Source organism: Pseudomonas sp. YNh (assembly GCF_037993085.1).
Lineage (GTDB): Bacteria > Pseudomonadota > Gammaproteobacteria > Pseudomonadales > Pseudomonadaceae > Aquipseudomonas > Aquipseudomonas putida.
The window spans coordinates 1-25,612 of the sequence record NZ_JBBMRJ010000023.1 but is presented as its reverse complement, the minus strand read 5'-3'; the positions used below and the strand labels follow the sequence as shown (position 1 = coordinate 25,612).

Annotated in this window: 27 protein-coding genes; 12 read left to right on the top strand and 15 right to left on the bottom strand. The window is 63.2% G+C overall.

The features are described 5' to 3' along the window. Positions 1–2: 2 nt before the first annotated feature. The 3 genes from WF331_RS21075 to WF331_RS21065 all read right to left on the bottom strand — a co-directional run bounded on the left by WF331_RS21075 (position 3) and on the right by WF331_RS21065 (position 2,709). A complete protein-coding gene (locus WF331_RS21075; protein WP_049274871.1) occupies positions 3–383 on the bottom strand; it encodes a hypothetical protein in 381 nt (126 codons plus the stop codon). A gap of 219 nt (positions 384–602) precedes the next feature. Then, entirely contained in the window at positions 603–1,790 is a 1,188-nt protein-coding gene (locus tag WF331_RS21070) for an MFS transporter (protein WP_229609446.1), read from the bottom strand. Positions 1,791–1,959: 169 nt separating this feature from the next. After that, positions 1,960–2,709 carry a 3-oxoacyl-ACP reductase family protein gene (locus tag WF331_RS21065; RefSeq protein WP_016500945.1) on the bottom strand — a complete coding sequence of 250 codons (750 nt, stop codon included), beginning with the start codon at positions 2,707–2,709 and terminating at the stop codon, positions 1,960–1,962. A 118-nt stretch (positions 2,710–2,827) separates the two neighbouring features. On the opposite strand from WF331_RS21065, the gene WF331_RS21060 reads away from it, so the two are divergent. Beyond that, positions 2,828–3,781, top strand: a complete 954-nt coding sequence (locus tag WF331_RS21060) for a LysR family transcriptional regulator (RefSeq protein WP_284363989.1) — start codon at positions 2,828–2,830, stop codon at positions 3,779–3,781. 99 nt (positions 3,782–3,880) lie between these two features. Here the strand turns inward: WF331_RS21060 and WF331_RS21055 are convergent, their stop codons facing one another. Both WF331_RS21055 and WF331_RS21050 read right to left on the bottom strand, forming a co-directional pair. Beyond that, positions 3,881–4,351 carry a GreA/GreB family elongation factor gene (locus tag WF331_RS21055; protein ID WP_059395241.1) on the bottom strand — a complete coding sequence of 157 codons (471 nt, stop codon included), beginning with the start codon at positions 4,349–4,351 and terminating at the stop codon, positions 3,881–3,883. A gap of 2 nt (positions 4,352–4,353) precedes the next feature. Continuing rightward, complete coding sequence (locus WF331_RS21050) at positions 4,354–4,752, bottom strand: hypothetical protein (RefSeq protein ID WP_063425517.1); 399 nt, start codon at positions 4,750–4,752, stop codon at positions 4,354–4,356. Positions 4,753–4,881: 129 nt separating this feature from the next. Here WF331_RS21050 and earP point away from each other — a divergent pair, with 129 nt between their 5' ends. Together earP and WF331_RS21040 are read left to right on the top strand one after the other, a co-directional pair. Continuing rightward, entirely contained in the window at positions 4,882–6,015 is a 1,134-nt protein-coding gene (gene earP, locus WF331_RS21045; protein ID WP_340623261.1) for an elongation factor P maturation arginine rhamnosyltransferase EarP, read from the top strand. A 48-nt stretch (positions 6,016–6,063) separates the two neighbouring features. Beyond that, positions 6,064–6,636 carry an elongation factor P gene (locus WF331_RS21040; RefSeq protein WP_016500940.1) on the top strand — a complete coding sequence of 191 codons (573 nt, stop codon included), beginning with the start codon at positions 6,064–6,066 and terminating at the stop codon, positions 6,634–6,636. Positions 6,637–6,694: 58 nt separating this feature from the next. Here the strand turns inward: WF331_RS21040 and WF331_RS21035 are convergent, their stop codons facing one another. From WF331_RS21035 to WF331_RS21025, 3 genes are all read right to left on the bottom strand, one after another. After that, positions 6,695–7,123 (bottom strand): organic hydroperoxide resistance protein, encoded by a 429-nt coding sequence (locus tag WF331_RS21035; protein ID WP_284363994.1) that lies wholly within the window; start codon positions 7,121–7,123, stop codon positions 6,695–6,697. A 140-nt stretch (positions 7,124–7,263) separates the two neighbouring features. After that, positions 7,264–7,719 carry a MarR family winged helix-turn-helix transcriptional regulator gene (locus WF331_RS21030; RefSeq protein ID WP_016500938.1) on the bottom strand — a complete coding sequence of 152 codons (456 nt, stop codon included), beginning with the start codon at positions 7,717–7,719 and terminating at the stop codon, positions 7,264–7,266. 57 nt (positions 7,720–7,776) lie between these two features. Continuing rightward, positions 7,777–8,730 (bottom strand): LysR family transcriptional regulator, encoded by a 954-nt coding sequence (locus WF331_RS21025; protein ID WP_049275061.1) that lies wholly within the window; start codon positions 8,728–8,730, stop codon positions 7,777–7,779. Positions 8,731–8,843: 113 nt separating this feature from the next. Here WF331_RS21025 and WF331_RS21020 point away from each other — a divergent pair, with 113 nt between their 5' ends. Beyond that, positions 8,844–9,593, top strand: coding sequence for a sulfite exporter TauE/SafE family protein (locus WF331_RS21020; protein WP_049275060.1), 750 nt, complete (start codon positions 8,844–8,846; stop codon positions 9,591–9,593). A gap of 54 nt (positions 9,594–9,647) precedes the next feature. Here WF331_RS21020 and WF331_RS21015 read toward each other — a convergent pair whose 3' ends face one another. Then, positions 9,648–10,499, bottom strand: a complete 852-nt coding sequence (locus WF331_RS21015) for a LysR substrate-binding domain-containing protein (RefSeq protein ID WP_016500935.1) — start codon at positions 10,497–10,499, stop codon at positions 9,648–9,650. Positions 10,500–10,596: 97 nt separating this feature from the next. Between WF331_RS21015 and WF331_RS21010 the strand changes: the two genes are divergently transcribed. Continuing rightward, positions 10,597–10,815, top strand: a complete 219-nt coding sequence (locus WF331_RS21010) for a DUF1127 domain-containing protein (RefSeq protein ID WP_012271115.1) — start codon at positions 10,597–10,599, stop codon at positions 10,813–10,815. A gap of 44 nt (positions 10,816–10,859) precedes the next feature. On the opposite strand, the gene WF331_RS21005 is transcribed toward WF331_RS21010, so the two are convergent. After that, entirely contained in the window at positions 10,860–12,206 is a 1,347-nt protein-coding gene (locus WF331_RS21005; protein WP_016500934.1) for a class II 3-deoxy-7-phosphoheptulonate synthase, read from the bottom strand. Between the two features lie 116 nt (positions 12,207–12,322). Here WF331_RS21005 and WF331_RS21000 point away from each other — a divergent pair, with 116 nt between their 5' ends. Then, positions 12,323–13,078 carry a spermidine synthase gene (locus tag WF331_RS21000; protein ID WP_016500933.1) on the top strand — a complete coding sequence of 252 codons (756 nt, stop codon included), beginning with the start codon at positions 12,323–12,325 and terminating at the stop codon, positions 13,076–13,078. 446 nt (positions 13,079–13,524) lie between these two features. Next, a complete protein-coding gene (locus WF331_RS20995) occupies positions 13,525–15,207 on the top strand; it encodes a DEAD/DEAH box helicase (RefSeq protein WP_016500932.1) in 1,683 nt (560 codons plus the stop codon). A gap of 152 nt (positions 15,208–15,359) precedes the next feature. On the opposite strand, the gene WF331_RS20990 is transcribed toward WF331_RS20995, so the two are convergent. Next, positions 15,360–16,127, bottom strand: coding sequence for a DODA-type extradiol aromatic ring-opening family dioxygenase (locus WF331_RS20990; protein ID WP_340623260.1), 768 nt, complete (start codon positions 16,125–16,127; stop codon positions 15,360–15,362). A gap of 110 nt (positions 16,128–16,237) precedes the next feature. Between WF331_RS20990 and WF331_RS20985 the strand changes: the two genes are divergently transcribed. After that, a complete protein-coding gene (locus WF331_RS20985) occupies positions 16,238–16,888 on the top strand; it encodes a thiopurine S-methyltransferase (protein ID WP_340623259.1) in 651 nt (216 codons plus the stop codon). Positions 16,889–16,935: 47 nt separating this feature from the next. Here the strand turns inward: WF331_RS20985 and htpX are convergent, their stop codons facing one another. Further along, on the bottom strand, positions 16,936–17,823 hold the full coding sequence (gene htpX, locus WF331_RS20980; RefSeq protein WP_016500929.1) for a protease HtpX: 888 nt from the start codon (positions 17,821–17,823) through the stop codon (positions 16,936–16,938). 276 nt (positions 17,824–18,099) lie between these two features. Continuing rightward, the gene (locus tag WF331_RS20975) at positions 18,100–19,311 is read right to left on the bottom strand and encodes a pyridoxal phosphate-dependent aminotransferase (protein WP_016485452.1); all 1,212 of its coding nucleotides are present in this window, start codon (positions 19,309–19,311) and stop codon (positions 18,100–18,102) included. A gap of 168 nt (positions 19,312–19,479) precedes the next feature. Here WF331_RS20975 and msrB point away from each other — a divergent pair, with 168 nt between their 5' ends. Then, complete coding sequence (gene msrB, locus WF331_RS20970) at positions 19,480–19,875, top strand: peptide-methionine (R)-S-oxide reductase MsrB (protein ID WP_016500928.1); 396 nt, start codon at positions 19,480–19,482, stop codon at positions 19,873–19,875. Between the two features lie 13 nt (positions 19,876–19,888). Beyond that, positions 19,889–20,377, top strand: coding sequence for a glutathione peroxidase (locus WF331_RS20965; protein ID WP_340623258.1), 489 nt, complete (start codon positions 19,889–19,891; stop codon positions 20,375–20,377). On the opposite strand, the gene WF331_RS20960 is transcribed toward WF331_RS20965, so the two are convergent. Next, positions 20,367–22,724: a hybrid sensor histidine kinase/response regulator gene (locus WF331_RS20960; RefSeq protein WP_340623257.1), complete on the bottom strand. Its 2,358-nt coding sequence runs from the start codon at positions 22,722–22,724 to the stop codon at positions 20,367–20,369. The two genes, WF331_RS20965 and WF331_RS20960, sit on opposite strands and share 11 nt — an antisense overlap. A gap of 203 nt (positions 22,725–22,927) precedes the next feature. Between WF331_RS20960 and WF331_RS20955 the strand changes: the two genes are divergently transcribed. Beyond that, positions 22,928–23,815, top strand: a complete 888-nt coding sequence (locus WF331_RS20955) for an ATP-binding protein (RefSeq protein ID WP_340623256.1) — start codon at positions 22,928–22,930, stop codon at positions 23,813–23,815. Next, a complete protein-coding gene (locus WF331_RS20950) occupies positions 23,816–24,298 on the top strand; it encodes a GAF domain-containing protein (protein ID WP_340623255.1) in 483 nt (160 codons plus the stop codon). It begins immediately after the preceding gene. 129 nt (positions 24,299–24,427) lie between these two features. Here WF331_RS20950 and WF331_RS20945 read toward each other — a convergent pair whose 3' ends face one another. After that, positions 24,428–25,195, bottom strand: coding sequence for a hypothetical protein (locus tag WF331_RS20945; RefSeq protein WP_016500923.1), 768 nt, complete (start codon positions 25,193–25,195; stop codon positions 24,428–24,430). Positions 25,196–25,612 lie beyond the last annotated feature (417 nt).

The window sequence follows — 25,612 nt, the reverse complement described above, 5'->3', positions numbered from 1 at the left end:
ATTCAGCCCTGGTCGGCGGGGCGCTTGTGCTGGCGCCAGCTGTCATCGATCTTCGACCAGGTCTTGCCGTCGGTAATGGCCATGAGCTTGCGCCCATCCTTGAAGGTGGCCAGGAAGGTGGCTTCTTGCTCCTTGCCGCCTAGCCACAGCCCGGCAAGCAGCCCCACCGGCCCGGCCACCAGGGCCCCGGCGACGCCCCAGCCCAGGGCGCTGCCCAAGCTGCGGTTGGTTTCGAGGCTGGCCAGCCTGAGGTCGCTGATGCGGGCCAGGGAAATCCGCTCACCCGGGGAAGGGCTGCGCGGGGTCTTGAGTGTGAGCGATCCATTGCGATACTCGCCTTCACCTTGCAAGAAATCGCCGGATTGCACCGTGAGTCTTGTCATAGAGTCGTCCTGTCAGGAAAGGGCATTGACCAGCGCCTAATGAGCGCTGCACGGGCAGGCAAGTCAACGACCATGCGACGGAGGGTAGTGCGGTGCATTGTCGCCGTGGCTAATGGCCTCTTCGCGGGCACGCCCGCTCTCACAGGCTTGTCACTGCCCTGAGGTTTGTGATGCACCTGTGGGAGCGGGCGTGCCCGCGAAGAGGCCAGCAAGAAATTTTCAGGCCACCTGCAAGGTGTTCTTGCGCTTATGCTCCGCCAGGCCCCACACCAGCAACGCCAGCCCGCCAATCACCAGGCCCGCCACCACAATGCCCATCCAGCCTTGGTACTGGAACAACTGCGTGCCCAGCAACGACCCCAGCGCCCCGCCAATGAAGTAGCAGGTGATGTACCCGGCGTTCAGCCGCGTGCGTGCCTCGGGGCGCAGGGCGATCACCGCGTTCTGGTTGCTCACGTGTACCAGTTGCACTGCCAGGTCGAGCATCAGCACACCCAGCAGCAGGGCCAGCAACGAATGCTCGGCAAAGCCCAGCGGCACCCACGACAGCAGCAACACCACCAGGCCCACGGTAGTACCCAGCGCGCCCTTGCCGCGGTCGGCCAGGCGCCCGGCCCAGTTGGCCGACAGCGCACCGGCCGCACCGGCCAGGCCGAACAGGCCGATTGCCGCATCCGAATAATGGTACGGGCCCTTGGTCAGCAGGAACGCCAGGGGCGTCCAGAACAGGGCGAACAGGCTGAACGCCAGCAGGCCGAGCAGCGAGCGCAGGCGCAGCACCGGTTCTTCAATAAACAGCCGGAACACCGAGCCGATCAGCGCCGGGTACTTCAGCCCGGCGTGGCTGTGGTGCTGCGGCAGGCTGCGGTACAGCGCCACGGCGGTGATCGCCATCAGCACAGCGGCGAGCACGTAGATGCTGCGCCAGCCGCCCAGCTCGGCCATGAAGCCGGCAGCGGTACGTGCCAGCAGGATGCCCAGCAGCAGGCCGCTCATCAGCGTGCCGACTGCGCGCCCACGCTGATGCGGCTCGCTGAGGGCCGCGGCCATGGGCACGAGGATCTGCGCCACCACCGAGAACAACCCGGTCAGCGCCGTCCCGAGGAGCAGCCAGGGCAGGCTCGGCGCACAGGCACTGATCACCAGGCCCAGGGTAGCAATGGCGGTCATCACGGTGATCAGCCGGCGCTGCTCGAACAGGTCACCCAGTGGCGCCAGCAGCAACAGGCCGGCGCCATAGCTGAGCTGCGCGGCGATAACGATGCTGCCGGCGCTGGCAGTGCTCAGGCCGAACTGCTGGGCGATGCTGTGCAGCAGCGGTTGGGCGTAGTAGTTGCTGGCCACGGCCAGGCCGGTGGCGGTGGCCATCAGCAGGATCAGGGCGCGGCTGAGAGTGGGGGCGTTCATGGGGATCTCGTGGCGGGCAGTAGTCAAGCGGGGGGAATTATCAAGAAGTATCAGGCATGACACCAATGTTTAGTTTTCAATCAACCATCCTGTACTGGCCCCATCAGGGACACCACATGTTCAAGGCCTGTGGAGTTCCTGATGGGGCCAGTACAGGCAAACCATCAAATCAAGCTGCAAACCCACCATCAATCGTCAGACTTGCCCCGGTGACATACCCTGCCTCTGGCCCCGCCAGGTACGCCACAAAGCTGGCAATTTCCTCCGGCTCGCCATACCGCCCGATCGCCATCAACGGGATCAGGCTCTCGGCAAACTCGCCGCTGGCGGGGTTCATGTCGGTGTCCACCGGCCCCGGCTGTACGTTGTTCACGGTAATGCCCTGTGGCCCCAGGTCACGCGCCATGCCACGGGTCAGGCCAACCAGCGCCGACTTGCTCATGGCGTAAGGCGCCCCACCGGCAAAGGGCATGCGTTCGGCGTTGGTACTGCCGATATTGATGATGCGCCCGCCCTGGCCCATGTAGCGCGCTGCGGCCTGGCTGGCGACAAACACGCTGCGCACGTTCACCGCCAGCATGCGGTCGAAGTCGGCCAGGTCGAATTCGGTCACCGGTGCCACCGTCAGCACACCGGCGTTGTTGACCAGGATATCCAGCCTGCCGAAGGCCTTCACGGCGTCATCCACTGCCAGTTGCACGGCCGCTGCGTCGGCGCTGTCGGCCCGCAGCGCCAGGGCTCTGCCACCGTTTTCGGTAATTTCTCGGGCCAGCTCTTCTGCCGGGCCTGCGGAGCTGACATAGGTGAAGGCCACCTGCGCACCTTCGCGGGCCAGGCGCCGCACGATGGCTGCGCCTATGCCGCGGGAACCACCCTGAACCAGGGCCACTTTGCCTTCGAGTGAAAGTTGCTTGGACATGCTGATCTCCTGCTGGAAGCCAGGCCGAAATGCCTTGGATGGGCAAAGTATCGGCGCTTGATTACCTGCTGATAAGATGGCAATCACTATCAGCAGAGTAAACCTTTGGTTGCTAATCATGGCCGTGGAATCGTTCAATGCGTTGGAATGCTTCATCCGCAGTGCCGAAGTTGGCAGTTTTGCCGAGGCTGCCAGGCGCCTGAGCATTACCCCTGCCGCCGTGGGCAAGCATGTGGCCCAGCTGGAGGCGCGCCTGGGCGTGCGGTTGTTCCAGCGTAGTACCCGCAAGCTGACCCTGACGGAGGCGGGGCAGCGTTTTCTTGGCGAGGTCGGCGACAGCTTCCGCACTATCCAGTACGCCGTGGCCAACCTGGCCAGCGCCGAAGGCCAGCCAGCCGGGCTGTTGCGGGTGAGCATGGGCACGGTGTTCGGGCGTTTGTATGTGTTGCCTTTGCTGGGCGAGTTCTTGCGCCGCTACCCGGCCATCACCCCGGATTGGCATTTCGACAACCGCCAGGTCGACCTGATCGGCCAAGGCTTCGATGCAGCGATTGGTGGTGGTTTCGATCTGCCGCCGGGGGTGGTTGCGCGCAAGCTGACCCCGGCCCACCGGGTGCTGGTGGCAGCACCGGCCTACCTGGAGCGGCACGCACCGATCGACGACCCGCAGGTGCTGCAGCGGCACGATGGCATCCTGATCCGCTCACCGCAGACCGGGCGGGTGCGCTCGTGGCCGTTGACCAGCCGCTGGCAGGTGCAACAGCCGATGCAACTGCGCCAGGCGATGACCATGAGCGATTCGGACGCGGCTTGCGCGGTGGCCGAGCAGGGGCTGGGGATTGCCTTGGTGAGCCTGCCGTTTGCCGTGCCTTACTTGCAGGCTGGCCGGCTGCGGCGAGTGTTGCCGGACTGGTACGTGGATGACGGGCATATCAGCCTGTATTTTTCCGAGCACAAGCTGATGCCGGGCAAGACCCGGGCGTTTATCGATTTTGTGGTGGAGCAGTTTGCCGAACAGGGGCTGGCGGGGCGGTTCGATGCCTTGCAAACCCTAGAGGTGTGTATTGGCTGACCGGGCACTATCGCCGGCAAGCCAGCTCCCACAGGTTTACCACAGGCTGGAATACTGCGGGATCCCTGTGGGAGCTGGCTTGCCGGCGATAGGGCCCGGTCAGGCAATACCGGTAATGAGCAATGCCTGCGCCCCCAGGCTCACCTCATCATCCACCCGCTTGCCCATCAATTGCTGCCCTAGCGGTGAGCGCGGGGTGATCACGGTCACCAACTCATCCCCCTCGCCAATCTTCAACCCCGCCGCCTCAGGCCCGAGGAACAACCGGCGCTGCCCGCCAGCGTCATCCTCCAGGGTCACCAGGTTGCTGATCTGCACCCCGCGCGCCGGGTCATGGTCGCGCAGCAGCAATTGCTGGTAGATCAGCAGCGCCTGGCGGATTTCGGCGCTGCGGCGGGCCTGGCCGGTGGCCAGGTACGAAGCTTCCAGGCCCAGGGTGTCGTACTTGTTCTCGGCAATGTTCTCTTCGGCGGTGGCAGTTTCGTAGGCGCTTTGCGCCGCACGGGTCAGCACGTCGAGGTCATGCTCGAGTGTGGCGACGATCTGCGCCAGCAGGCGGGTCTTGTCCATGGTCAGTAGCAGAACTCCAGCACATTGGCCTGGCTTTTGTCGGTGGGGGCGGTACGGTTCTGCTGCATCCAGAACTGGCATTTGGGGCTGTTGAGGTTGCGCGGGTTGCCCTGGGCGGCCTCGGCGGCCTGTTGCAATTCCTGTTTGCGCAGCATGTCCTTGTAGTGCTCGAACATTTCGGCCTGGGCGTCTTGTGCCGGGGCTGGCGCCGAGGGGGCGGCAGGCCGGTACACGCTGGGGGCCACGGCCTGGGCCAGCGGCTGCACCTGCTGTGGCCACAGTTGCAGCGCCAGCCACAGGCTCGCGGCAATGGCCACGGCGCCCAGCCACAGGCCAAAGGCAACGCATACAATCAACGGCAGCGGCTTGAGGGTGATTTTCAGTTCACGGTGGCGGGCCATGGCAGCCTCCTGGCAGGGTAGGTCGGGTGCATTGTCGCATGCGCTTGGGCATTTTTCCGTGCGGGTGCTTTTGTCGGCGACAATTTATCCGCAGAATTCGCGGTTTTTGCACCAGAACGGGAGGGGCGCATGAAAGCCACCTGGGACATTTTCTGCAGTGTCGTCGACAACTACGGCGATATCGGTGTGACCTGGCGCCTGGCCCGGCAACTGGTGGCTGAGCATGGCTTGGCGGTACGCCTGTGGGTAGACGACCTGCAGGCCTTCACGCCCATGTGCCCAGGGGCGGATGCCAGCGCTGCGCAGCAGTGGCAGCACGGTGTGGATGTGCGTCAGTGGCCGGCGGCCTGGCTGCCGGTGGCACCGGCGGATGTGGTGATCGGTGCCTTCGCGTGCCAGTTGCCGGCGGCTTACGTAGAGGCAATGCGTGCCCGCGCCACGCCGCCGCTGTGGCTGAACCTTGAATACCTCAGCGCCGAGGACTGGGTGGAGGGCTGCCATGGCTTGCCTTCGCCGCAGCCCAACGGCCTGCGCAAGGTGTTTTTCTTCCCCGGCTTTACCGAGAAAACCGGCGGGCTGCTGCGCGAGGGCTCGCTGCTGGCGGGGCGCGACACGTTCCAGCAATCGGCCGAGGCACGCCAGTCGTTTCTGCTGGGGCTTGGTGTAGAGCCCGAGCAGGGGGCATTGCTGCTCTCGCTGTTTGCCTACGAAAACCCGCAATTGGCCAGTTGGCTCGATGCCTTGGCCACAGGCGCGCAACCGTGCCACCTGCTGGTGCCGCAAGGGCGCATCGTCGCGGGGCTGAGCCAGTGGCTTGGCGAGGCGCTGCTGCCAGTGGGCAGCGTGCGCAAGCGCGGGGCGCTGACGGTGCAGGTGCTGCCTTTCGTCAGCCAGGACGACTTCGACCGGCTGTTGTGGAGTTGCGACTTCAACGCGGTGCGCGGCGAGGACTCGTTCTTGCGTGCGCAGTGGGCCGGGCAGCCGATGCTGTGGCACATCTATGTGCAGGACGAGAACGCCCACTGGGAAAAGCTCGAAGCGTTTCTGGCGCATTATCGACGCGGCTTGTCAGACGAAGCCGATGCCGCCCTACTGGGCCTGTGGCGTGCCTGGAACATGGACCGTGACATGGGCCAGGCGTGGCAGGCAGCCCGCCATCACTTGCCAGAACTGCAACAGCATGCCCGGCTGTGGGCGGTTCGACAGGCCGCTCAGCTGGACCTTGCCACAGCGCTAGTACACTTTTACCGAAATTCGCTATGATACGCGGCCTCGATTTTTATAAATCCATCCAGATTCGGATACTTCGTAATGAAAACTGGTAAAGAGCTGAAACCCGGTACCGTCCTGCGGATCGACAACGACCCGTGGCTGGTTCAAAAAGCTGAGTTCACCAAGTCGGGCCGTAACAGCGCGATCATGAAGACCAAGCTGAAGAACCTGCTGACCGGCTACAAGACCGAAACCGTATACGGTGCGGACGACAAGCTGGACGACGTGATCCTGGATCGCAAAGAAGCGACCCTGTCGTTCATCAGCGGTGACACATACACCTTCATGGACACCACCGACTACACCATGTACGAGCTGAACGCCGAAGACATCGAGGCCGTTCTGCCGTTCATCGAAGAAGGCATGGAAGACATCTGCGAAGCTGTGTTCTTCGAAGGCCGTCTGGTATCGGTAGAGCTGCCGACCACCATCGTGCGTAAGGTTGCCTACACCGAAGGTTCGGCTCGTGGCGACACTTCGGGCAAAGTCATGAAGCCTGCCAAGCTGGCAAACGGTACTGAACTCAGCGTTGCTGACTTCATCGAAATCGACGACCTGATCGAAATCGATACCCGCGAAGGCGGTTCGTACAAAGGCCGTGCCAAGAAGTAATTCTTCTTGCAATGTGCACAAAAAACCCGGCCTCGGCCGGGTTTTTTGTGCCTGCGACTTAAACCGTCACATGCAGGCGCACATCCACGTTCCCGCGGGTAGCGTTGGAATACGGACAAACTTTGTGAGCCTTTTCCACCAAGCCTTCGGCATCGGCCTGGGCCAGGCCCGGCAGGCTGATGTGCAGGTCGATGTCCAGGCCAAAACCGCCCGGGATCTGGCCAATGCCCACCTTGGCGGTGATCGAGGCATCGGCCGGCAGGGCTTTCTTCTCTTGCCCGGCCACAAATTTGAGGGCGCCGATGAAGCACGCCGAGTAACCGGCGGCGAACAGTTGCTCGGGGTTGGTGCCGTCACCGCCAGCGCCGCCCAGTTCCTTGGGGGTGCTCAGGCTGACGACCAGCTTGCCGTCACTGGACTTGGATTTGCCGTCGCGCCCACCGGTGGAGGTAGCTTCTGCGATATACAGCGGAGTGATCTTTTGCATCTTGAGCCTCGCTAATGTGCTGTGCGCTCCCGGTTCAAGGAGGGCGCGGGTTGGGGTGGGATTTAAATTAGCGCGCAATTAATTAGTGCGCAAGATAAATCGGCACCGCTCGTCCGAACGGCCATTGCACAGCATAGCTGTCAGAGGTTTTTCTGCAGGTTCTCGCGCAGGTTCAGCAGGTCGGCTTGCAGTTGCTGCAACTGCTCCAGGCTGCGCCCGCTGGCCTTGAGGATGCACTGCGGCACTGCTTTGGCTTGTTGTTGCAGCGCGCGGCCCTTGTCGGTCAGTTGCACCATCACCACCCGTTCGTCTTCCCGGCTGCGGTTACGCTGCAGCAGGCCTTCGCTTTCCAGGCGTTTGAGCAGCGGGGTGAGCGAGCCCGGGTCGGTCAGCAGGTGCTGGCTGATTTCGCCCACGGTCAGGTCGTCGCGTTCCCACAGCACCAGCATGGCCAGGTACTGCGGGTAGGTGAGGCCGAGGGCCTGCAGCAGCGGTTTATAGACTTTGGTCATCAGCAACGAGGTGGAGTGCAGGGCGAAACAGACCTGGTTGTCCAGCAGCAGCTCGTCACAGGAGGCTTGGGTGTCGGCGTTCATGCAGGTCCTTGAAGTAATCAATGGGAAATTCTGGCACGCTGATCGTTAGTGCGCACATCACTCACGCAGTTCACTGCGCAGGGCCAGGTCCCAGGGTGGAATCGGGCTGAAGCGGCTCTTGAGGAATTCGAGCAGCAAACGGCTGCGAGAGTTCGTTTCATGTTCCAGGCGTAGCGCATAAATGCCGCTGGACTCGGCTGCGGGCAGGCCGCCGTCGCAAAACAGCGGCACCAGCTCGCCCCGCAGCAGGTATTCGCTGATCAGCCAGGTGGGCAGGTGGGCAACACCTAAGCCGGCGAGGGCGCCGAACAACAGGGTTTCGGCATTGTTGGCGGCCATGCGCATGCGCGCGGGGCGGTACAGGCGGGTTTGCCCGGCCACGTTGAAGCGCCAGGCGAACGGCGGTGCCAGGCCGTCCCAGTCCAGGCCGTCGTGCCCGGGCAGTTCGCTGGGGCATGTGGGCACACCGCGGCTGGCCAGGTAGGCCGGGCTGGCGCAGGCGATGCGCACCATGTAGGCCAGTGGCGTGGCGACCAGCCGGGTGTCGGCCAAGGGGCCGGCGCGCAGCACCAGGTCGACCTCGCCCAAGTGGCTGCCATGCAGGTCGACGAAGCTGTCGATCAGGCGCAGTTGCACGTCCAGGCCTGGGTAGGCCACCAGGAAGTCGGCGATGGCCGGGGCCAGGTGGCGGCGGCCGAACGCGGCGGGCGCGTCGATGCGGATCAAGCCTTCAGGGGCGTTGCTCAGCGATACCGCTTCTGCCCGGGCCAGGCGCAGCTCCTCGATGATGCGCCTGGCCCGTTCGGCAAAGGCATTGCCGGCGGGTGTGGCACGCACCGCGTGGGTGCTGCGGGTGAACAGGCGGCTGCCGACGGCATTTTCCAGGTTATCGATGCGTCGGGCCACCGCGGACGGGGTCAGCGGATGGCGCCGGGCGGCGGCGGAAAAACTGCCGGTCTCCAGCACATCGAGGAACAGGCTCAACTGGTCGGTGAGGGTATCGGGGCTCATGGCTGCCTTGGTTTTGCGAAAAACGCACAGCCATTGTGCGCTGCTGTGCGTTTCCCCGCCAGCACCCAGCCGTTAGCATGCTCGCATTATCTGTACAGGCGAACGAGGCCCTGATGATTGAGTGGTTGTTGTATATCGTGCTGGGCGCTGCCCTGGGCACCATGGGGGGCTTGTTCGGCATTGGTGGCGGGCTGATCGCGATTCCCGCGCTGGGTGTGCTGTTTGGCCTGGACCAGCAGTTGGCGCAGGGTACGGCGTTGGTAATGGTGGTGCCGAACGTGCTGCTGGCGTTATGGCGCTATCACCAGCGCAACCGCATCGAATTGCGCCATGCCTTGCCGTTGTCGGCGTGCAGTTTCCTGTTCGCCTGGCTGGGGTCGATCTGGGCCGTGGGGCTGGATGCGCACTCCATGCGCCTGGGCTTTGTCGGCTTTCTGGTGGCCTTGGCGGTATGGAATGTGGCGCGGATGTTCATGAAAGTGTCGCCGCCCAGTGCCGAGCTGCGTCATGCCTGGCCATGGCTGGGTGTGCTGGGCAGCTTTGCCGGCACCATGGGCGGCTTGTTCGGCGTCGGCGGGGCGGTGGTGGCCACGCCGATCCTGACCAGTGTGTTCGGTACCACCCAGGTGGTGGCGCAGGGGCTTTCGCTGGCGCTGGCTGCGCCGAGTACCTTGGTGACGTTGGTAACCTATGGCGTGCACCACAGTGTTGACTGGGGCGTGGGGATTCCGCTGGCGGTGGGGGGCTTGCTCAGCATCAGCTGGGGGGTGAAGCTGGCCCATGCGTTGCCGGAGAAGGTATTGCGGGCGATGTTCTGTGTGTTTTTGGTGGTGTGTGCGGTGATGCTGGGATTTGAGTTGTGAGATTTGGGGCCGCGTTGCGGCCCATCGCGACGCAAGGCCGCTCCCACACGGTAATTACTTGAACCCTTCGATGATGTAACCGGCCATGCAGTCGGTAATTGGCGATGGGTTCTGTGTGCTGCGTACCAGCATCACATTGGCCACCGGCAGCTGCGGCAGGCCGTCCTGTTCACCCAGTATGCGGATGTTCCCGGTAATCAGGCTTTGCAGCTGCGCCGTCACGGCCAACCCTGCCGTGACAATGGCAAAGATCGCCGCCAGGCTGGGGCTGGTATAGGCAATGCGGTAGTCGATACCTTGTGCTTCCAGGGCATTGCAGGTCCAGGCCCGGCAGAAGCAGTCAGTGTTGAACAGCGCCACCGGCATCGGTCGCTGTTCCTGTGGGCAAAAACCTTCGGCGGCGGCCCATACCAGGCGCTCCTGGCGCAGCAGTTGGCCAACCTCGTTACCTGGCTCGCGGGTGACGATGGTCAGGTCCAGGTCCTGGCGCAGCATCAGTTGCTTGGACGAATCGCAATGCACCTCTACCTGCACCAGCGGGTAGGCCTGGGCAAAGCTCGACAAGATGGTCGGCAGAAAACGCATGGCATAGTCGTCGGGCGTGCCAATGCGCACCAGCCCGACCATGTGCGGCATACGCAGGGTGTTGAACACCTCGCCATGCAGCTTCAGGATGCGTCGGGCATAGCCCAGCAGCACCTGGCCCTCGGCGGTCAGGCGTACCTGGCGGCCGTCGCGCTCGAACAGCTGGCGCTGCAGGATGTCCTCCTCCAGGCGCTTCATCTGCATGCTCACCGCCGACTGGGTGCGGTTGACCACTTCGCCGGCGCGGGTGAAACCGCCTTGCTCGGCAATGGCGACGAAGGTGCGCAAAACGTCCGCATCGAGGCTCTGGTACTGGGACATTGCATCAATCTCCGAGATGCATGGCATCAGAAACATTCGTTGGATTGATCTTAAGCCCGGCGCGAGACTGAGGCCATCCAACACGGAGGGCTTCACGATGAAAGGTCATGTCAGCAGCATCCAGCAACCTGCCTTTTCCCTGAACCACCTGTGGCATGCGGCCCTGCAACGCCCGGCGCGCTGGCTGCAGCTGTACCGCCAGCGCCAGGAGCTGGCCCGCCTGAGCGATGCAACCTTGCACGACCTGGGGTTGAGTCGGGCGGATATCCAGCAAGAGGCCGAGCGGCATTTCTGGGATGATCCGCTGAGGAAGTGAGGGTGGGCCGGGGCGCCTGGCCTCTCAAGGCATGCGCCCCAGCGTCACCGCCGTACCTGCTTCAATGTCTCGGCAATCAAAAACGCCAGCTCCAGTGACTGATCGGCATTCATCCGCGGGTCACAATGGGTGTGATACCGGTCAGACAACGCATCTTCGGTGATCGGCCGGGCGCCGCCTATGCATTCGGTGACGTTCTGCCCGGTCATCTCGATATGAATGCCGCCGGCATGGCTGCCCTCGGCCTGGTGCACCTGGAAGAACTGCTTCACCTCATCGAGGATTTGCGCAAAGTCGCGGGTCTTGTAGCCGCTGCTGGCCTTGATGGTGTTGCCGTGCATCGGGTCGGAGCTCCACAGCACCTTGCGCCCCTCGCGCTCGACGGTGCGGATCAGCCCCGGCAGGTGGTCGCCAACCTTGCTCGCGCCCATGCGCACGATCAGGTTCAGGCGCCCGGCGTCGTTGGCCGGGTTCAGCGTGTCGATCAGGCGGATCAGCTCTTCGGGGTTCATGCTGGGGCCAACCTTGACCCCGATCGGGTTGTGCACGCCACGCAAAAACTCCACGTGGGCGCCGTCGAGCTGGCGGGTGCGGTCGCCGATCCACAGCATGTGCGCCGAGCAGTCGTAGTAGTCGCCGGTCAGGCTGTCCTGGCGCACGAAGGCTTCTTCATAGTTCAGCAGCAGCGCTTCGTGGGCAGTGAAAAAGCTGGTTTCGCGCAGTTGCGGAGCGCTGTCCAGGCCGCAGGCACGCATGAATGCCAGGGTTTCGTCGATGCGGTTGGCCAGTTGGTGATACTTGTCGGCCAGCGCCGAGTTGGCGATGAAGTCCAGGTTCCACTTGTGCACCTGGTGCAGGTCGGCAAACCCGCCCTGGGCGAAGGCGCGCAGCAGGTTGAGGCTGGCAGTGGACTGGTGGTAGGCCTGCAGCAGGCGCTCCGGGTCGGGGATGCGGCTTTTCGGGTCGAAGCCGATGCCGTTGACGATGTCGCCGCGGTAGGCGGGCAGGGTGATGTCGCCAATGGTTTCATCGCCCGAGGAGCGTGGTTTGGCAAACTGCCCGGCCATGCGGCCGACCTTGACCACCGGGCAGCCGGCAGCAAAGGTCATGACGATGGCCATCTGCAATAGCACCTTGAAGGTGTCGCGGATTTTTGCCGCAGAGAACTCGGCGAAGCTCTCAGCGCAGTCGCCCCCTTGCAACAGGAAGGCGCGGCCTTCGGTAACCTCGGCAAACTGCCTGCGCAGTTCGCGCGCCTCGCCCGCAAACACCAGCGGCGGGTAGCTGGCCAGGGTCTGTTCGACCTTCAGCAGGTGCGCGGCATCGGGGTAGGTCGGTTGCTGCTGGATCGGCAATGCGCGCCAGCTGTCAGGGCTCCACGGTTGGTTCATCTCGTGCTCGGTCTTGTAGGTTATAGGCTATAGGCCATGGTAACAGTTGGCGCTGCGCTTGTTGCATCAAGGGCGTTGACGGACAATGCGCGTTTTTGCGCGGGTAGGTGGTAAGCATGACGGCGGAACGGGAAGAGCGGCTACTGGCACGGGTAGAGGACGCTTTTGGCGTCATCAGCGTGTATGAAGTAGACGACTACCGCTTTCTGGAATTTGGCGATGCCATCGAGCAGAGCTGCGTGTTCACGGCCGACCCCAGCTGGCTGGAGTACGACTACACCCGCGCCATGTTGGTGGGGGCGCTGTGCCATGATCAGCCGGAGAGCGCGTTGTTTCTCGGCCTGGGTGCCGGCACGCTGACCCAGGCGTGCATGAAGTTTCTGCCGCTTGAGGACATCGAGGCCATCGAACTGCGCCCGGACGTACCGCGCCTGGCCATGGAACACCTGGGCCTGGATGACGACCCTCGGTTGTACGTGCGCATCGGTGACGCCATCGAGTTGCTGCCCACGGCAGAAAAGGCTGACTTGTTGTTTGTCGACCTGTACACCGACCACGGGCCGGGCGTGGGGCACCTGGCGTGGAAGTTTCTGGAGAACTGCCAGCAGCAGTTGAACCCGGGCGGCTGGCTGGTGATCAACCAGTGGGCCACCGACGACGGCAGGCCGCTGGGCGCAGCGTTGTTGCGCGGGCTGTACCACCGGCATTACTGGGAGCTGCCGGTGAAGGAGGGCAATGTGATCTTGCTGGTGCCGGCTGACCTGGAGCAGGCGCTGGACCTGGAGGGGCTGCGGGCCCGGGCCGAGGCGCTGGCGCCGCAGCTGGGTTATAGCCTGGATGGGTTGATCAAAGAGATTCGGCCAGCTACCTGAGAGGCTGGCACGGTCCCTGTAGGTGCGGCCTTGTGCCGCGAATGGGGTGCGAAGCGCCCCCAAGAATTTCAGCTTCGCCGCATACGTTGCCGGGGCCGCCCTGCGGCCCTTTCGCGACACAAGGTCGCTCCTACAGGGAATTATCGATTCAGCGTGGATTGATTGCTGGCCCGGTAATGGCCTTGCACCCTGAAAAAATTCCTCACGGCTTCCACTATTTCGGGTATAGTACGCGCCGGTCTTTTAGCGGGCCGCAAAATCAGGTGGTGCAAATCCTCCGAGTCCAGCTTCGGCTGCACGTCCGCTAGGCGGACCTTCCCACGTTTTCTTTTTCAATCGTTTTCGCAAATCCCCGCCGCCAAAGCTGCCTGGGTGACCTGACGGTCTTTCAAGGCATGTGCAGCTTTGGAGCATGGGTCTTTGCGGATGCACCTAGAGGCAGACCCATGACCCAGGAAACCGGCGGCTTCGCCGCTCTCGATCTTAATCCGAACATTGTTGCTGCTGTTGTGGCTACCGGCTACGAAGAGCCGTCCGCCATTCAGCAACAATCGATCCCGATCATCCTCGCCGGTCACGACATGATCGGCCAGGCGCAGACTGGCACCGGCAAGACCGCTGCCTTCGCCCTGCCGATCCTCAACAAGATCGATGTGAGCAAGCGCGAACCGCAAGCCCTGATCCTGGCGCCAACCCGTGAGTTGGCGCTGCAAGTTGCTACCGCTTTCGAAACCTACGCCAAGCAGATGCCGGGCGTGAACGTGGTTGCCGTATACGGTGGCGCCCCGATGGGCCCACAACTGCGTGCAATCCGCAACGGCGCGCAAATCGTCGTGGCCACCCCAGGCCGTCTGTGCGACCACCTGCGTCGTGACGAAAAAGTCCTGTCCACCGTGCAGTACCTGGTACTGGACGAAGCCGACGAGATGCTGAAGCTGGGCTTCATGGATGACCTCGAAGTGATCTTCGACGCAATCCCGGCTACCCGTCAGACCGTACTGTTCTCCGCTACCCTGCCGTCGTCGATCCGCTCGATCGCCGAACGTCACCTGCGCGAGCCCAAGCACGTCAAGATCCAGACCAAGACCCAGACCGTTACCGCGATCGACCAGGCCCACCTGATGGTCCACGCCGACCAGAAGATCCCGGCTGTGCTGCGTCTGCTGGAAGTGGAAGAGTTCGACGCGCTGATCGCCTTCGTGCGTACCAAGCAAGCCACCCTGGACCTGGCCGCCGCGCTGGAAGCCAAAGGCTACAAGGCTGCTGCGCTGAACGGTGACATTGCCCAGAACCAGCGTGAGCGCGTGATCGACTCGCTCAAGGATGGCCGCCTGGACATCGTCGTCGCTACCGACGTCGCTGCCCGTGGTCTGGACGTACCGCGCATCACTCACGTGTTCAACGTTGATATGCCGTACGACCCGGAGTCCTACGTGCACCGTATCGGCCGTACTGGCCGTGCCGGTCGCGAAGGCCGTGCGCTGCTGCTGGTCACCCCGCGTGAGCGCCGCATGCTGCAGGTGATCGAGCGTGTGACCGGGCAGAAAGTTGCCGAAGCCCGCCTGCCGAATGCCCAGGCCGTGCTGGATGCCCGCATCAAGAAGCTGACCTCGAGCCTGGCGCCGCTGGTAGCCGAAGCAGAAGCCACCCACGGCGAGCTGTTCGACCGCCTCACCACTGACCTGGGTTGCAGCGCGCGTGCCCTGGCTTCGGCCCTGCTGCGCAAAGCCACCAATGGCCAGGCGCTGGACCTGGCTGCGGTAGAGCGTGAGCAGCCGCTGGTGCCGGGCGTTGGTGCCCCGCGTGGTGAGCGCAGTGAGCGCCCTGATCGTGGCGAGCGTCCTGATCGTGGTGACCGCGAGCGCCGTGCGCCGCTGCCGCTGGCCGAAGGCCGTGTACGCTGCCGTACCGCCCTGGGTGCTCGTGACGGTATTGCTGCCAAGAACCTGCTGGGTGCGATCCTCAACGAAGGTGGCCTGGCGCGTGACGCCATTGGCCGTATCCAGGTACGCGACAGCTTCAGCCTGGTCGAGCTGCCGGAAGATGGCCTCGAGAAGCTGCTGTCCAAGCTCAAGGACACCCGCGTGGCTGGCAAGCAGCTGAAGCTGCGCCGCTACCGCGAGGATTGATCCTGGCGCACTAAAAAAATCCCCGGCCTAGGTCGGGGATTTTTTTTGCCTGTACCGGCCCTTTCGCGGGCTTGCCCGCTCCCACAGGTCCTGCACAGGCATTGAAACCTGTGCAGGACCTGCGGGAGCGGGCAAGCCCGCGAAAAGACCCTTCAGTCGAACCGATAGATATCCATCCCCAGCGCCCCCAGGGTAAACCCCTGATGCACCACCCCAAACCTGCTCCCAGCCCCCAGGGCAAAGAACAACGGCAGCAAATGCTCATCACTGGGGTGGTTACGCACTGCATACGGCGCCTGCCGGCGATAATCCAGCAATGCCACCTGGTCATCTTCCTGCAGCCGCTCCACCACCCAATCCCTGAACGCCAGCGCCCACGGCTCGATCACATCCGGCCCTGCATGCCAGTCCAGTTCCCCAAGGTTATGGGTGATGCTGCCCGAACCAACCAGCAAGATGCCCTCGGCACGCAAGCTCGCCAGCGCCTGGCCCACCTTCACCTGCAGCGCCGGCCCCATGTGGCGGGGCAGGGAAACCTGCACCACGGGAATGCTTGCGTCCGGGTACATCAGCGACAGCGGTACCCAGGCGCCGTGGTCGAAGGGTCGCTGAGCGTCCAGCCGGGCTGGCAGCCCGGCAGCCTTCAGCAACTCGCTGACCTGGCCTGCCAGGGAAGGCTCGCCCGGCGCCGGGTATTGCACCGCATACAATGCCGGTGGAAAGCCGTGGAAGTCGTGCCAGGTTTCTGGCTGTGCGCTGCTGGTCACCAGCAGCTCACGGCTCTCCCAGTGCGCCGACACCACCACAATTGCCTTTGGACGTGGGAGCCTGTTGGCCAGTCCGGCCAAGGCCGGCCCGCTGGCGCCCGGGTGCAGGGCGAGCATGGGGGAACCATGGGAAATGAACAGGCTGGGCAGCATGGCAAGGTCCTGAGGGTTAAGATGCACTCATCTTCGATCAGAAACTGATCGATATCCATCGCAAGTTTTACGCGTTTTCTATCGGTTTACTCGATAAACAAGGAGCAACCATGGAGCCAGCGTTCTGGCACAAGCGGTGGGCCGATAACCAGATCGGCTTTCATCAGGGGCAGGTCAATTCGTACCTGGAGGCGCACTGGCCGTCACTGGGCCTTGAGCCTGGTAGCCGAGTGCTGGTGCCGCTGTGCGGCAAAAGCCTGGATTTGGTCTGGCTGGCCGGGCAGGGCTACCGAGTGTTGGGTGTGGAGCTGTCGCGGCGGGCGGTAGAGGATTTCTTCCGCGAGCACGGGCTGGAAGCCGAGGTGCAGCAGCGCGGGGACTTCGAGGTTTGGCGCAGTGGTGACGTGGAGCTGTGGTGTGGTGATTTCTTTGCGTTGCGTGCGCAGGATATCGGCGACTGCGTGGCGCTGTATGACCGGGCGGCGCTGATTGCGCTGCCGGCGCAAATGCGCGCGATGTACATGCAGGCGCTGACGGCATTGCTGCCGGCGCATTGCCAGGGTTTGGTGGTGACCCTGGATTATGACCAGTCACTGCTGCCCGGGCCGCCGTTTTCAGTCGGTGACGCAGAGGTGCGGCAGGGGTTTGCAGGGTGGCAGCTGCATGAGCTGGAGGCGGTAGAGGTGATTCAGCAGAGCCCCAAGTTTGTGCAGGCCGGGGTTTCCAGCCTGTTGGAGCGGGTTTACCGGCTTGGCCGGTAATACGAAGAAGGGCGACCGAAGTCGCCCTTGCTGTATTGCCCGATGGATCAACCGCGACGGCGCAGGGCCTCGATACGGTCTTCCAGTGGCGGGTGGCTCATCAGCAGCCCGGCCAGGCCGTGCTTGAGGCCACCGTTGATGCCAAAGGCCTTCATGGTGTCGGGCATGTGCACCGGCAGGCCTTGCTCCACACGCAGGCGCTGCAGCGCTCCGATCATGGCCGAGGTGCCGGCCAGCTGTGCACCGGCTTCGTCGGCGCGGTACTCGCGGCGGCGCGAGAACCACATCACGATCATGCTGGCCAGGATGCCCAGGATCAGCTCGGCAACGATGGTCGCCACGTAGTAGGCAATGCCCTGGCCCTCTTCGTTCTTGAAGATGACCTTGTCGACGAAGTTGCCGATGATGCGTGCGAAGAACATCACGAAGGTGTTCACCACGCCTTGCACCAGCGCCAGGGTGACCATGTCGCCGTTGGCTACGTGGCCGATCTCGTGGGCCAGCACTGCCCGCACTTCATCGGGCGAGAAACGCTCCAGCAGGCCCTGGGACACGGCGACCAGTGCGTCGTTGCGGTTCCAGCCGGTGGCGAAGGCGTTGGCCTCGTACGCCGGGAAGATACCCACCTCGGGCATTTTGATGCCCGCTTCACGGGACAGCTCTTCGACCGTTTGCAGCAGCCACTGCTCGTGGCGGGTGCGCGGCTGGCTGATGATCTGGGTGCCGGTGGTCATCTTCGCCATCCACTTGGAGATGAACAGCGAGACGAGGGAGCCGGCAAAGCCGAACACGGCGCAGAACACCAGCAGGCTGCTGAGGTTCAGGTCGACCCCGTTGGCGGCCATGAACCCGTTGAAACCGAACAGGCTCAAGGTAATGCTTGCAACCAGCACCACCGCAAGGTTGGTGGCCACAAACAACAGAATGCGCATCATGGTTGTTACGTTCTCCTGACGGATGAATTGTCGCTTACTGCGGGGTATATAAGGGGCCTGTCGCGTGGATTCAATCGTGCGACTATTTCAAACTGTGTACGGCGGAGTATGGCAGAGGATGGCGCGGGGGCAGTGGGATAGAGCATTGCAGGATGTAAGAAACACCCTGTGGGATTGCAAGGGGCTGCTGTGCAGCCCATTCGCAGCGCAAGGCTGCTCCTACAGGAGAACGCGTACACCTGTAGGAGCAGCCTTGTGCTGCGAAGAGGCCATCATTTACTGCGAATAAGTCCGCAGGAAATTGCCGATCCGGCCAATCGCCGCTTCCAGGTCATCCACCCGCGGCAAGGTCACCACGCGGAAGTGGTCCGGCCACGGCCAGTTGAACGCCGTACCTTGTACGATCAGCAGCTTTTCCGACAGCAGCAGGTCAAGGGCGAACTTTTCGTCGTTGAGAATCGGGCACACCTTCGGGTCGATCCGGGGGAACGCATACAGCGCACCCATCGGCTTCACACAGCTTACGCCCGGGATGTCGTTGAGCAGCTCGTAGGTACGGTTGCGTTGCTCAAGCAGGCGGCCTGGCGGCAGCACCAGGTCGTTGATGCTCTGGTAGCCGCCCAGTGCGGTCTGGATGGCATGCTGGGCCGGCACGTTGGCGCACAGGCGCATGTTGGCCAGCATGTCGATGCCTTCGATGTAGCTTAGCGCGTGGTGCTTGGGCCCGGAGATGATCAGCCAGCCGGAACGGAAGCCCGCCACCCGGTACGACTTGGACAGGCCGTTGAAGGTCAGGCACAGCAGGTCGGGGGCCAGCGAGGCGGTGCTGATGTGCACGGCTTCGTCGTACAGGATCTTGTCGTAGATCTCGTCGGAGAACACCACCAGGTTGTGCTGGCGGGCCAGCTCCAGCATGCCCAGCAGAAGCTCCCTGGAGTACACCGCGCCGGTCGGGTTGTTCGGGTTGATGATCACCAGGGCCTTGGTGTTCGGGGTGATCTTGGCCTTGATGTCTTCAAGGTCGGGGAACCAGTCGGCCTGTTCATCGCACAGGTAGTGCACCGGCTTGCCGCCAGCCAGGCTCACTGCGGCAGTCCACAGCGGGTAGTCGGGGGCCGGGATCAGCACTTCGTCGCCGTTGTTCAGCAGCGCCTGCATCGACATGACGATCAGCTCGGACACACCGTTACCGAGGTAGATGTCCTCGATAGTGACGCCTTCGATTTCCTTTTGCTGGCAGTACTGCATCACGGCCTTGCGTGCGCTGAACAGGCCTTTGGAGTCGCTGTAGCCCTGGGCGGTAGGCAGATTGCGGATCACATCCTGGAGGATTTCATCAGGCGCCTCGAAGCCAAACGGCGCCGGGTTGCCGATGTTCAGCTTGAGGATGCGGTGGCCTTCCTCTTCCAGGCGCTTGGCGTGCTTGAGCACTGGGCCGCGAATGTCGTAGCAGACATTGGCGAGCTTGTTCGATTTGCTGAACTGCATGATGGGATCCCGATATGAGAAAACGCGCTACGCCCCGCCGAAAGGTTTGAAACGGCAGGAAGCGGGTGCCAGACTGAACGCCTGGCACACGAAGCCAACTAATATACGTGCCACCCGCGCCCCGGAAAAGACGGTGCGGGGTGAAATTCAGCCTGCCGAGGTTTCCACATGAAAAAGATTGAAAAAACCCTGGATGAATGGCGGTCGATGCTCGACCCCGAGCAGTACCAGGTATGCCGCCTCAAAGGCACTGAGCGGCCGTTCAGCGGCAAGTACAACAGCGAGCGCCGCGATGGTATCTACCACTGTATCTGCTGCAGCGCGAAACTGTTCGATGCGCAGACCAAGTTCGATTCCGGCTGCGGCTGGCCAAGTTTCTACGCGCCGATCGAAGACAGCGCGATGATCGAGATCCGTGACACCTCCCACGGCATGATCCGCACCGAAGTCACCTGCGCCCGCTGCGACGCGCACCTGGGCCACGTGTTCCCCGATGGCCCGCCACCAACTGGCCTGCGCTACTGTATCAACTCGGTGTGCATCGACTTGCGCCCGCGTGACTGACCGGAGCCCGAACATGGCTGGATCGATGCTGGACATCCCCTGCGTGACCCTGGGCGGCGAGCACAAGAAGCTCGGCGACTTCCCGGGCAAGGCGTTGCTGGTGGTCAATACCGCCAGCCAGTGCGGCTTTACCCCGCAGTACAAGGGCCTGGAACAACTGTGGCAGGCCTACCACGACCGTGGCCTGGTGGTACTGGGCTTCCCGTGCAACCAGTTCGGCAAGCAGGAACCGGGCGATGCGCGGGACATTGCGCAGTTCTGCGAGCGCAACTTCGGCGTGAGCTTCCCGCTGTTTCGCAAGGTCGAGGTCAACGGCCCGGGCGCCCACCCGCTGTTCGTCGAGCTCAAGCAGCGCGCACCGGGCATTCTGGGCAGCCAGAAGATCAAGTGGAATTTCACCAAGTTTCTGGTCGACCCGGCCAGCGGCCAGGTGACGCGTTATGCCCCCACTACCAAGCCACAGGCCCTGGAAGCAGACATCGAGCGCCTGCTCAGCCGTTGAGCGGCACCCAGTGCTCGACCAGCGCCAGTAGCTCTTCGCGGCGGAACGGCTTGGCCAGGTAGTCGTTCATGCCCGCAGCCCGGCAGCGTTCGCGCTCCTCGGGCATGGCATTGGCGGTGAGCGCGACAATCGGCAGGTCGGGCCAGCGGCCGCTCTGGCGGATGCGCCGGCTGGCTTCGTAACCGTCCATCACCGGCATGTTGCAGTCCATCAGCACCAGGTCGAAGTCGTCCAGTTCCAGCAACTCCAGGGCCTCGGCGCCCTGGGTGGCCAGTTGCACCTGGCAGCCGAGCTTGGCCAGCATGCCCTTGGCCACCAGCTGGTTCACCGGGTTGTCTTCCACCAGCAGAATCCGTGCACGGCCTGCCTCAAGGGTGATGGCCGGGCTGGCCAGCGGGTGTTCGGGGTCAAAGCCTTGCAGGGTGCGACGCAGGGTCTGGTACAGGGCGTTGCGCGCCAGCGGCCGGGCCAGTTGATGGAGCGGGGCGAGGGCGGCCGATTGCTCGCTGGGCAGGAAGTTACCGTAAGCGGTCACCAGCAGGATGGGGGTTTTCAGCGTTTGGCGCAGTTCGAACAGGCGGTCGACATCGTCGGTAATCAGCAGGTCCATCGCCGTGGCGTCCAGCGTCGCGCTGCTGTCATGCCGCTGGTAGGCCAGGCCCCAGGCGGGCAGCAGGCCCTGCAACAGTTCGTTAAGCCCGCTGCCTGCAGCGCTCAGGGCGGCTACGCGCCCGTGCAGCGGCAGCGGGGCGATGGCTTCGGTGTGCTCGGCCAGCGGCAGTTCGGCGCTGAAGCAGCTGCCAAAACCCGCTTCGGAGCGAATGTGCAAATGGCCTTGCATGGCCTTGCACAGGTTGCGCGTCAGGGCCAGGCCCAGGCCCGTGCCGCCGTACTGGCGGGTGATGCCGGCGCCGGCCTGGGTGAATGGCTGGAAGATCCGCGCCTGGGCCTCTTCGGGTATGCCGATGCCGGTGTCGCGCACTTCCAGGCGCACACCGCCGACGATGCTCACCAGGCGTACATCGACACGGCCAAAGCGGGTGAACTTCAACGCGTTGGACAGCAGGTTGCTGACGATCTGCCGCACCCGCGTGGGGTCACCAAGCACGCTGCTGGGGAAGTCACGGGCAATCAGGCAGGTCAGTTCCACGCTCTGTGCGGTGTTCTGCGAGAGCAGGTTGGCGGTGTCTTCCACCATCGAGCCCATGTCGAACGGGATGCGTTCCAGCTCCAGCTGACCCGCATCGAACTTGGACAGGTCGAGGATATCGTTCAGCAATTCCACCAGCACTTTGCCCGAGTCGTGGGCAATCGCCAGTTGCTGGCGCTGCTCGCTGGGCAGCGGGCTGTCCAGGGCCAGGGCGATCATGCCGAGCATGCCGTTGAGCGGGGTGCGGATTTCGTGGCTCATGTTGGCTAAAAAGGCAGCACGCGCCTGGGCCATGTCCAGTGCGCGGCGGCGCGCTTGTTCCAGCTCCTGGTTGGACAGGCTCAGGCTGCTGTTGCTGGCCTTCAGTTCATTGGTGCGTGCCGAGACGATGTCTTCCAGTTCGTTCAGGTACTGGGTAAGGCGGTTTTCCGCAGTGCGCCGCTGCTCGATCTCGGTGGCCATGCTGACGAACTGCTGGTTGGCGACTTTCACCAGCACGCCGATTTCGTCGTGTTCGTGGCCGTGTGGGCAGTCCAGGCGGGTTTGCCGGGGTTTGCGCGGGTCGCTGCCGCTGAGCGCGCCGATCACCGTGACCAGCGGTTTGGTCAGCATCATGTAGAACAGCGCCAGCAGGATGCCGGTGAGCACCAGGCTGCGGGCAAAACCGTTCAGCAGGGTGATGCCGGCGCGGTCGAGAAAGCGGCTGCCGAAAGCAAATGTGTCGACGTCCAGGTACAGCGTGCCCAGGTATTCCTCCGGCATGTGCGTCAGGTACAGGCGTGCCTTGAACTGACGCTGCTCACCGAACAGGAAGTCGCTCAGCGGCCGGTAGCGGTCCTGCAGCCTGGGCCGCTCGACATCGGCCAGCACGGTTTCGTTGTTGTCGATCAGCCGTGCACGGATGACGGCCGGCGACTGCAACAGGCCGCGGGTCAGCTCCAGCGCCAGCTCCGAGTCGATGTTGTAGGCGATGCGCGAGGCCGGGTTGTGGCTGATTTGCAGCAACGCGTTCACTTCACGGTTGATGGACGCGTCTTCGCTGGCATAATCGATGCCGATCTGGATGAGACTGAGCAATGTTCCCAGGATGAAGCCGACCAGGACTGTCAGCCGGGCTTGCTTGTATGACAGGCGATTGGTGAACTTGATATCCATGAGTCCCGAGCCGGTTTCCCGTTCCTTGCGCTGCGCAAGCATAGCCGAATAGCCCCGGCTGCTGGCGGGTCTGTCTGTTCATTTCAGTTGATCGCCAAGCGGGGGCCGCGCTGCGCCCCTTCGCGGGCATGCCCGCTCCCACAGGTACAGCGTAGCCCCTGGCTGAGCGCAATCCCTGTGGGAGCGGGCAAGCCCGCGAAGGGGCGCGCAGCGGCCCCAAAAAACTGAAATTGTTAGGAGTCGTCATGGACGCTCGCTTGATTGCTTTTCTGGACCGCGCCGAATCGGTACTGGCGCGCCTTGAACCCTTGTTGCCCGCACAACGCCCGACCATCGACTGGGGCACCACGCTGGCCGCCCGCTGGCAGCGCGATGGCCGCAGCGGCTACCTGCTGCCGCTGGAAGTCAGCCTGGACATCCGCCTGAGCGACCTGATCGGCGTCGACAAACAGCGCGACCAGCTGGGCCGCAACACCCACCAGTTCATCAACGGCCTGCCAGCCAACCACGCGTTGCTGTGGGGCTCGCGCGGTACCGGCAAGTCGTCGCTGGTGCGCGCCTTGCTCGCCGAACATGCCGGCGCCGGCCTGCGCCTGATCGAAATCGAACGTGATCACCTTGCCGACCTGCCACGGGTGGTTGAGCAGCTGCAGAAGCTGCCGCAACGCTTCATCCTGTTCTGTGACGACCTGTCGTTCGAAGCCGGGGAGGGCGACTACCGGGTGCTCAAGAGCGTGCTGGATGGTTCGCTGGAGCAGGCGCCGGACAACGTGCTGCTGTACGCCACCTCCAACCGTCGCCACCTGGTGCCCGAGAAGGAGAGCGACAACGAGAGCTGGAAGCGCGTGGACGGCGAGCTGCACCCCAGCGAAGCGGTGGAAGACAAGATTGCCTTGTCTGACCGCTTTGGCCTGTGGCTGTCGTTCTACCCGTTTACCCAGGACCACTTCCTGAATGTTGTCGAGCACTGGATCGGCCAACTGGCGCGCCCTGCGGGCCTGGTCTGGCAGCGTGATGAACAGCTCGACATCCTCGCCGTGCGCTGGGCCACCGGCCGCGGTAACCGTAATGGCCGTTGTGCCTATCAGTTCGCCCGCTACTGGGTCGGGCTGCAATTGCTGGAGCAAAAGTAAATGATCGACCTCAATGCCAGTGGCGCCGGCCTCGACGGCTACAACCTGCTGGCGGCGCAAGTGCAGGCGCTGTTTGCCGACGAGCGTGATTTCATCGCCAACGCCGCGCAGTTTTCGGCGTTTCTGTACAACCAGGTGGACGACCTGAACTGGGCCGGGTTCTACCTTAACCGCAACGAAGAGCTGGTGCTGGGCCCGTTCCAGGGCCAGGTGGCGTGCGTGCGCATTCCGTTCAGCAGGGGCGTGTGCGGGGCAGCGGCGGCAACGCGGCAGACTCAGCGGGTAGAGGACGTGCATGCGTTCCCGGGGCACATTGCCTGCGACAGTGCGTCCAACAGCGAGCTGGTGATCCCGTTGGTAAAGGAGGGCAGGCTGGTTGGTGTGCTGGACCTGGATAGCCCGAAGGTTGGGCGGTTCAGCGAGGTGGACCAGGTGGGGCTGGAGCGGTTGGCGGCGGTCTTCCTTGAGCTGACCGACTGCTAAGTGTTGCATCGCCTGCGCTGGCCTCTTCGCGGCTAAAGCCGCTCCCACAGGTACTGCATCGCCCTCAGGCCTGGTGTGATCCCTGTGGGAGCGGCTTTAGCCGCGAAGAGGCCAGTACAGGTTCAAGCGTCAGTCGTAAATCACCTTCTTCTTCCAGGTCTCTTCCTCGTCGGTCTTGAGCCCGTCGGTCAATTCGTTGTGCTCGTCCTCCGCCGGTGCCATGCGGTCCAGCACCTGGGCATTGGCACGGGCCAGCAACTTCTCCAGATACGTCAGCTGCTCTTCATACACCTTCGGCTCCGGTTGCTTGCGCAGGTACTGCACGCCGCGCTCGAACGCCAGGCGTGCCTGGCCCGGCTGGTTCTTCTGCAGGGCCTGCTGGCCAAGGTTGTTGAAGAACTCGATATGCAGCAATACCAGGATGTGGCGGATTTCCTTCACCCAGTGCTTGGCTTCGACTGCAGGTAAAAAGCCTTCCTGAGCCGCACGGGTTACCTGGTTGTGCATGGCCTCCAGCAAGAAGCGCACATCCTTGGCCTTGACCTCGGTGTGGATCGGGTTGGGCGGGTTGTTCACCGGTATCTTGTCGCCCAGGGCGATCAGCCCTTCCAGCTCGGCGATGCGCGCCTTGAGTTCGGCATTGTGCTTGTCCACCGCCAGCTGGCGCTGATTAAGGTTCAGTTCCAGGCGGGTCAGCAGCAGTTTAAGGGCCGGTGTCATGAACTGGCCGGGGAAGGTCTCGGTGATTTCGCCACAGCGGCGCAGGCGGTCGGCGAGTTCGACCCTCGTCCGGACGCGTTCGATCTTGCCGTTCTCGACCACATTGTTTAGGTAGCCGATCACGATCAGCAACGCGATGCCTGCCACGATGAGCAGGGTGATCAGAAGTGGTGTCACCGTTAATGCCTCATTGAAGAAGAATTACAGCTTTGAGTGTAGTGAGTTTGCCAAGGGGCGAACAGCGGCTGTATGCCTGTGCCGGCCTCGTCGCGGCTAAACCCGCTCCCACAGGTACTGCACAGGCCTGGGAGCGGCTTTAGCCGCGGACAGGCCTGTGCAGGATGACTTCTCTCTATATCGACAACCCGGCCCGCATCTGCACCCCAACCCACCCGGAAGTCATTGATTTAAATAAATTTCTACAAAGGGGTTGACGCCTTCCCGAACCATCCATAGAATGCGCGCCACTTGCAGCGTAAAGCACACAGCGAAACGCGGCAGGGAGTGAAAGCAGGCAGTAATGCCAGCAGCGTGTCCCCTTCGTCTAGTGGCCTAGGACACCGCCCTTTCACGGCGGTAACAGGGGTTCGAGTC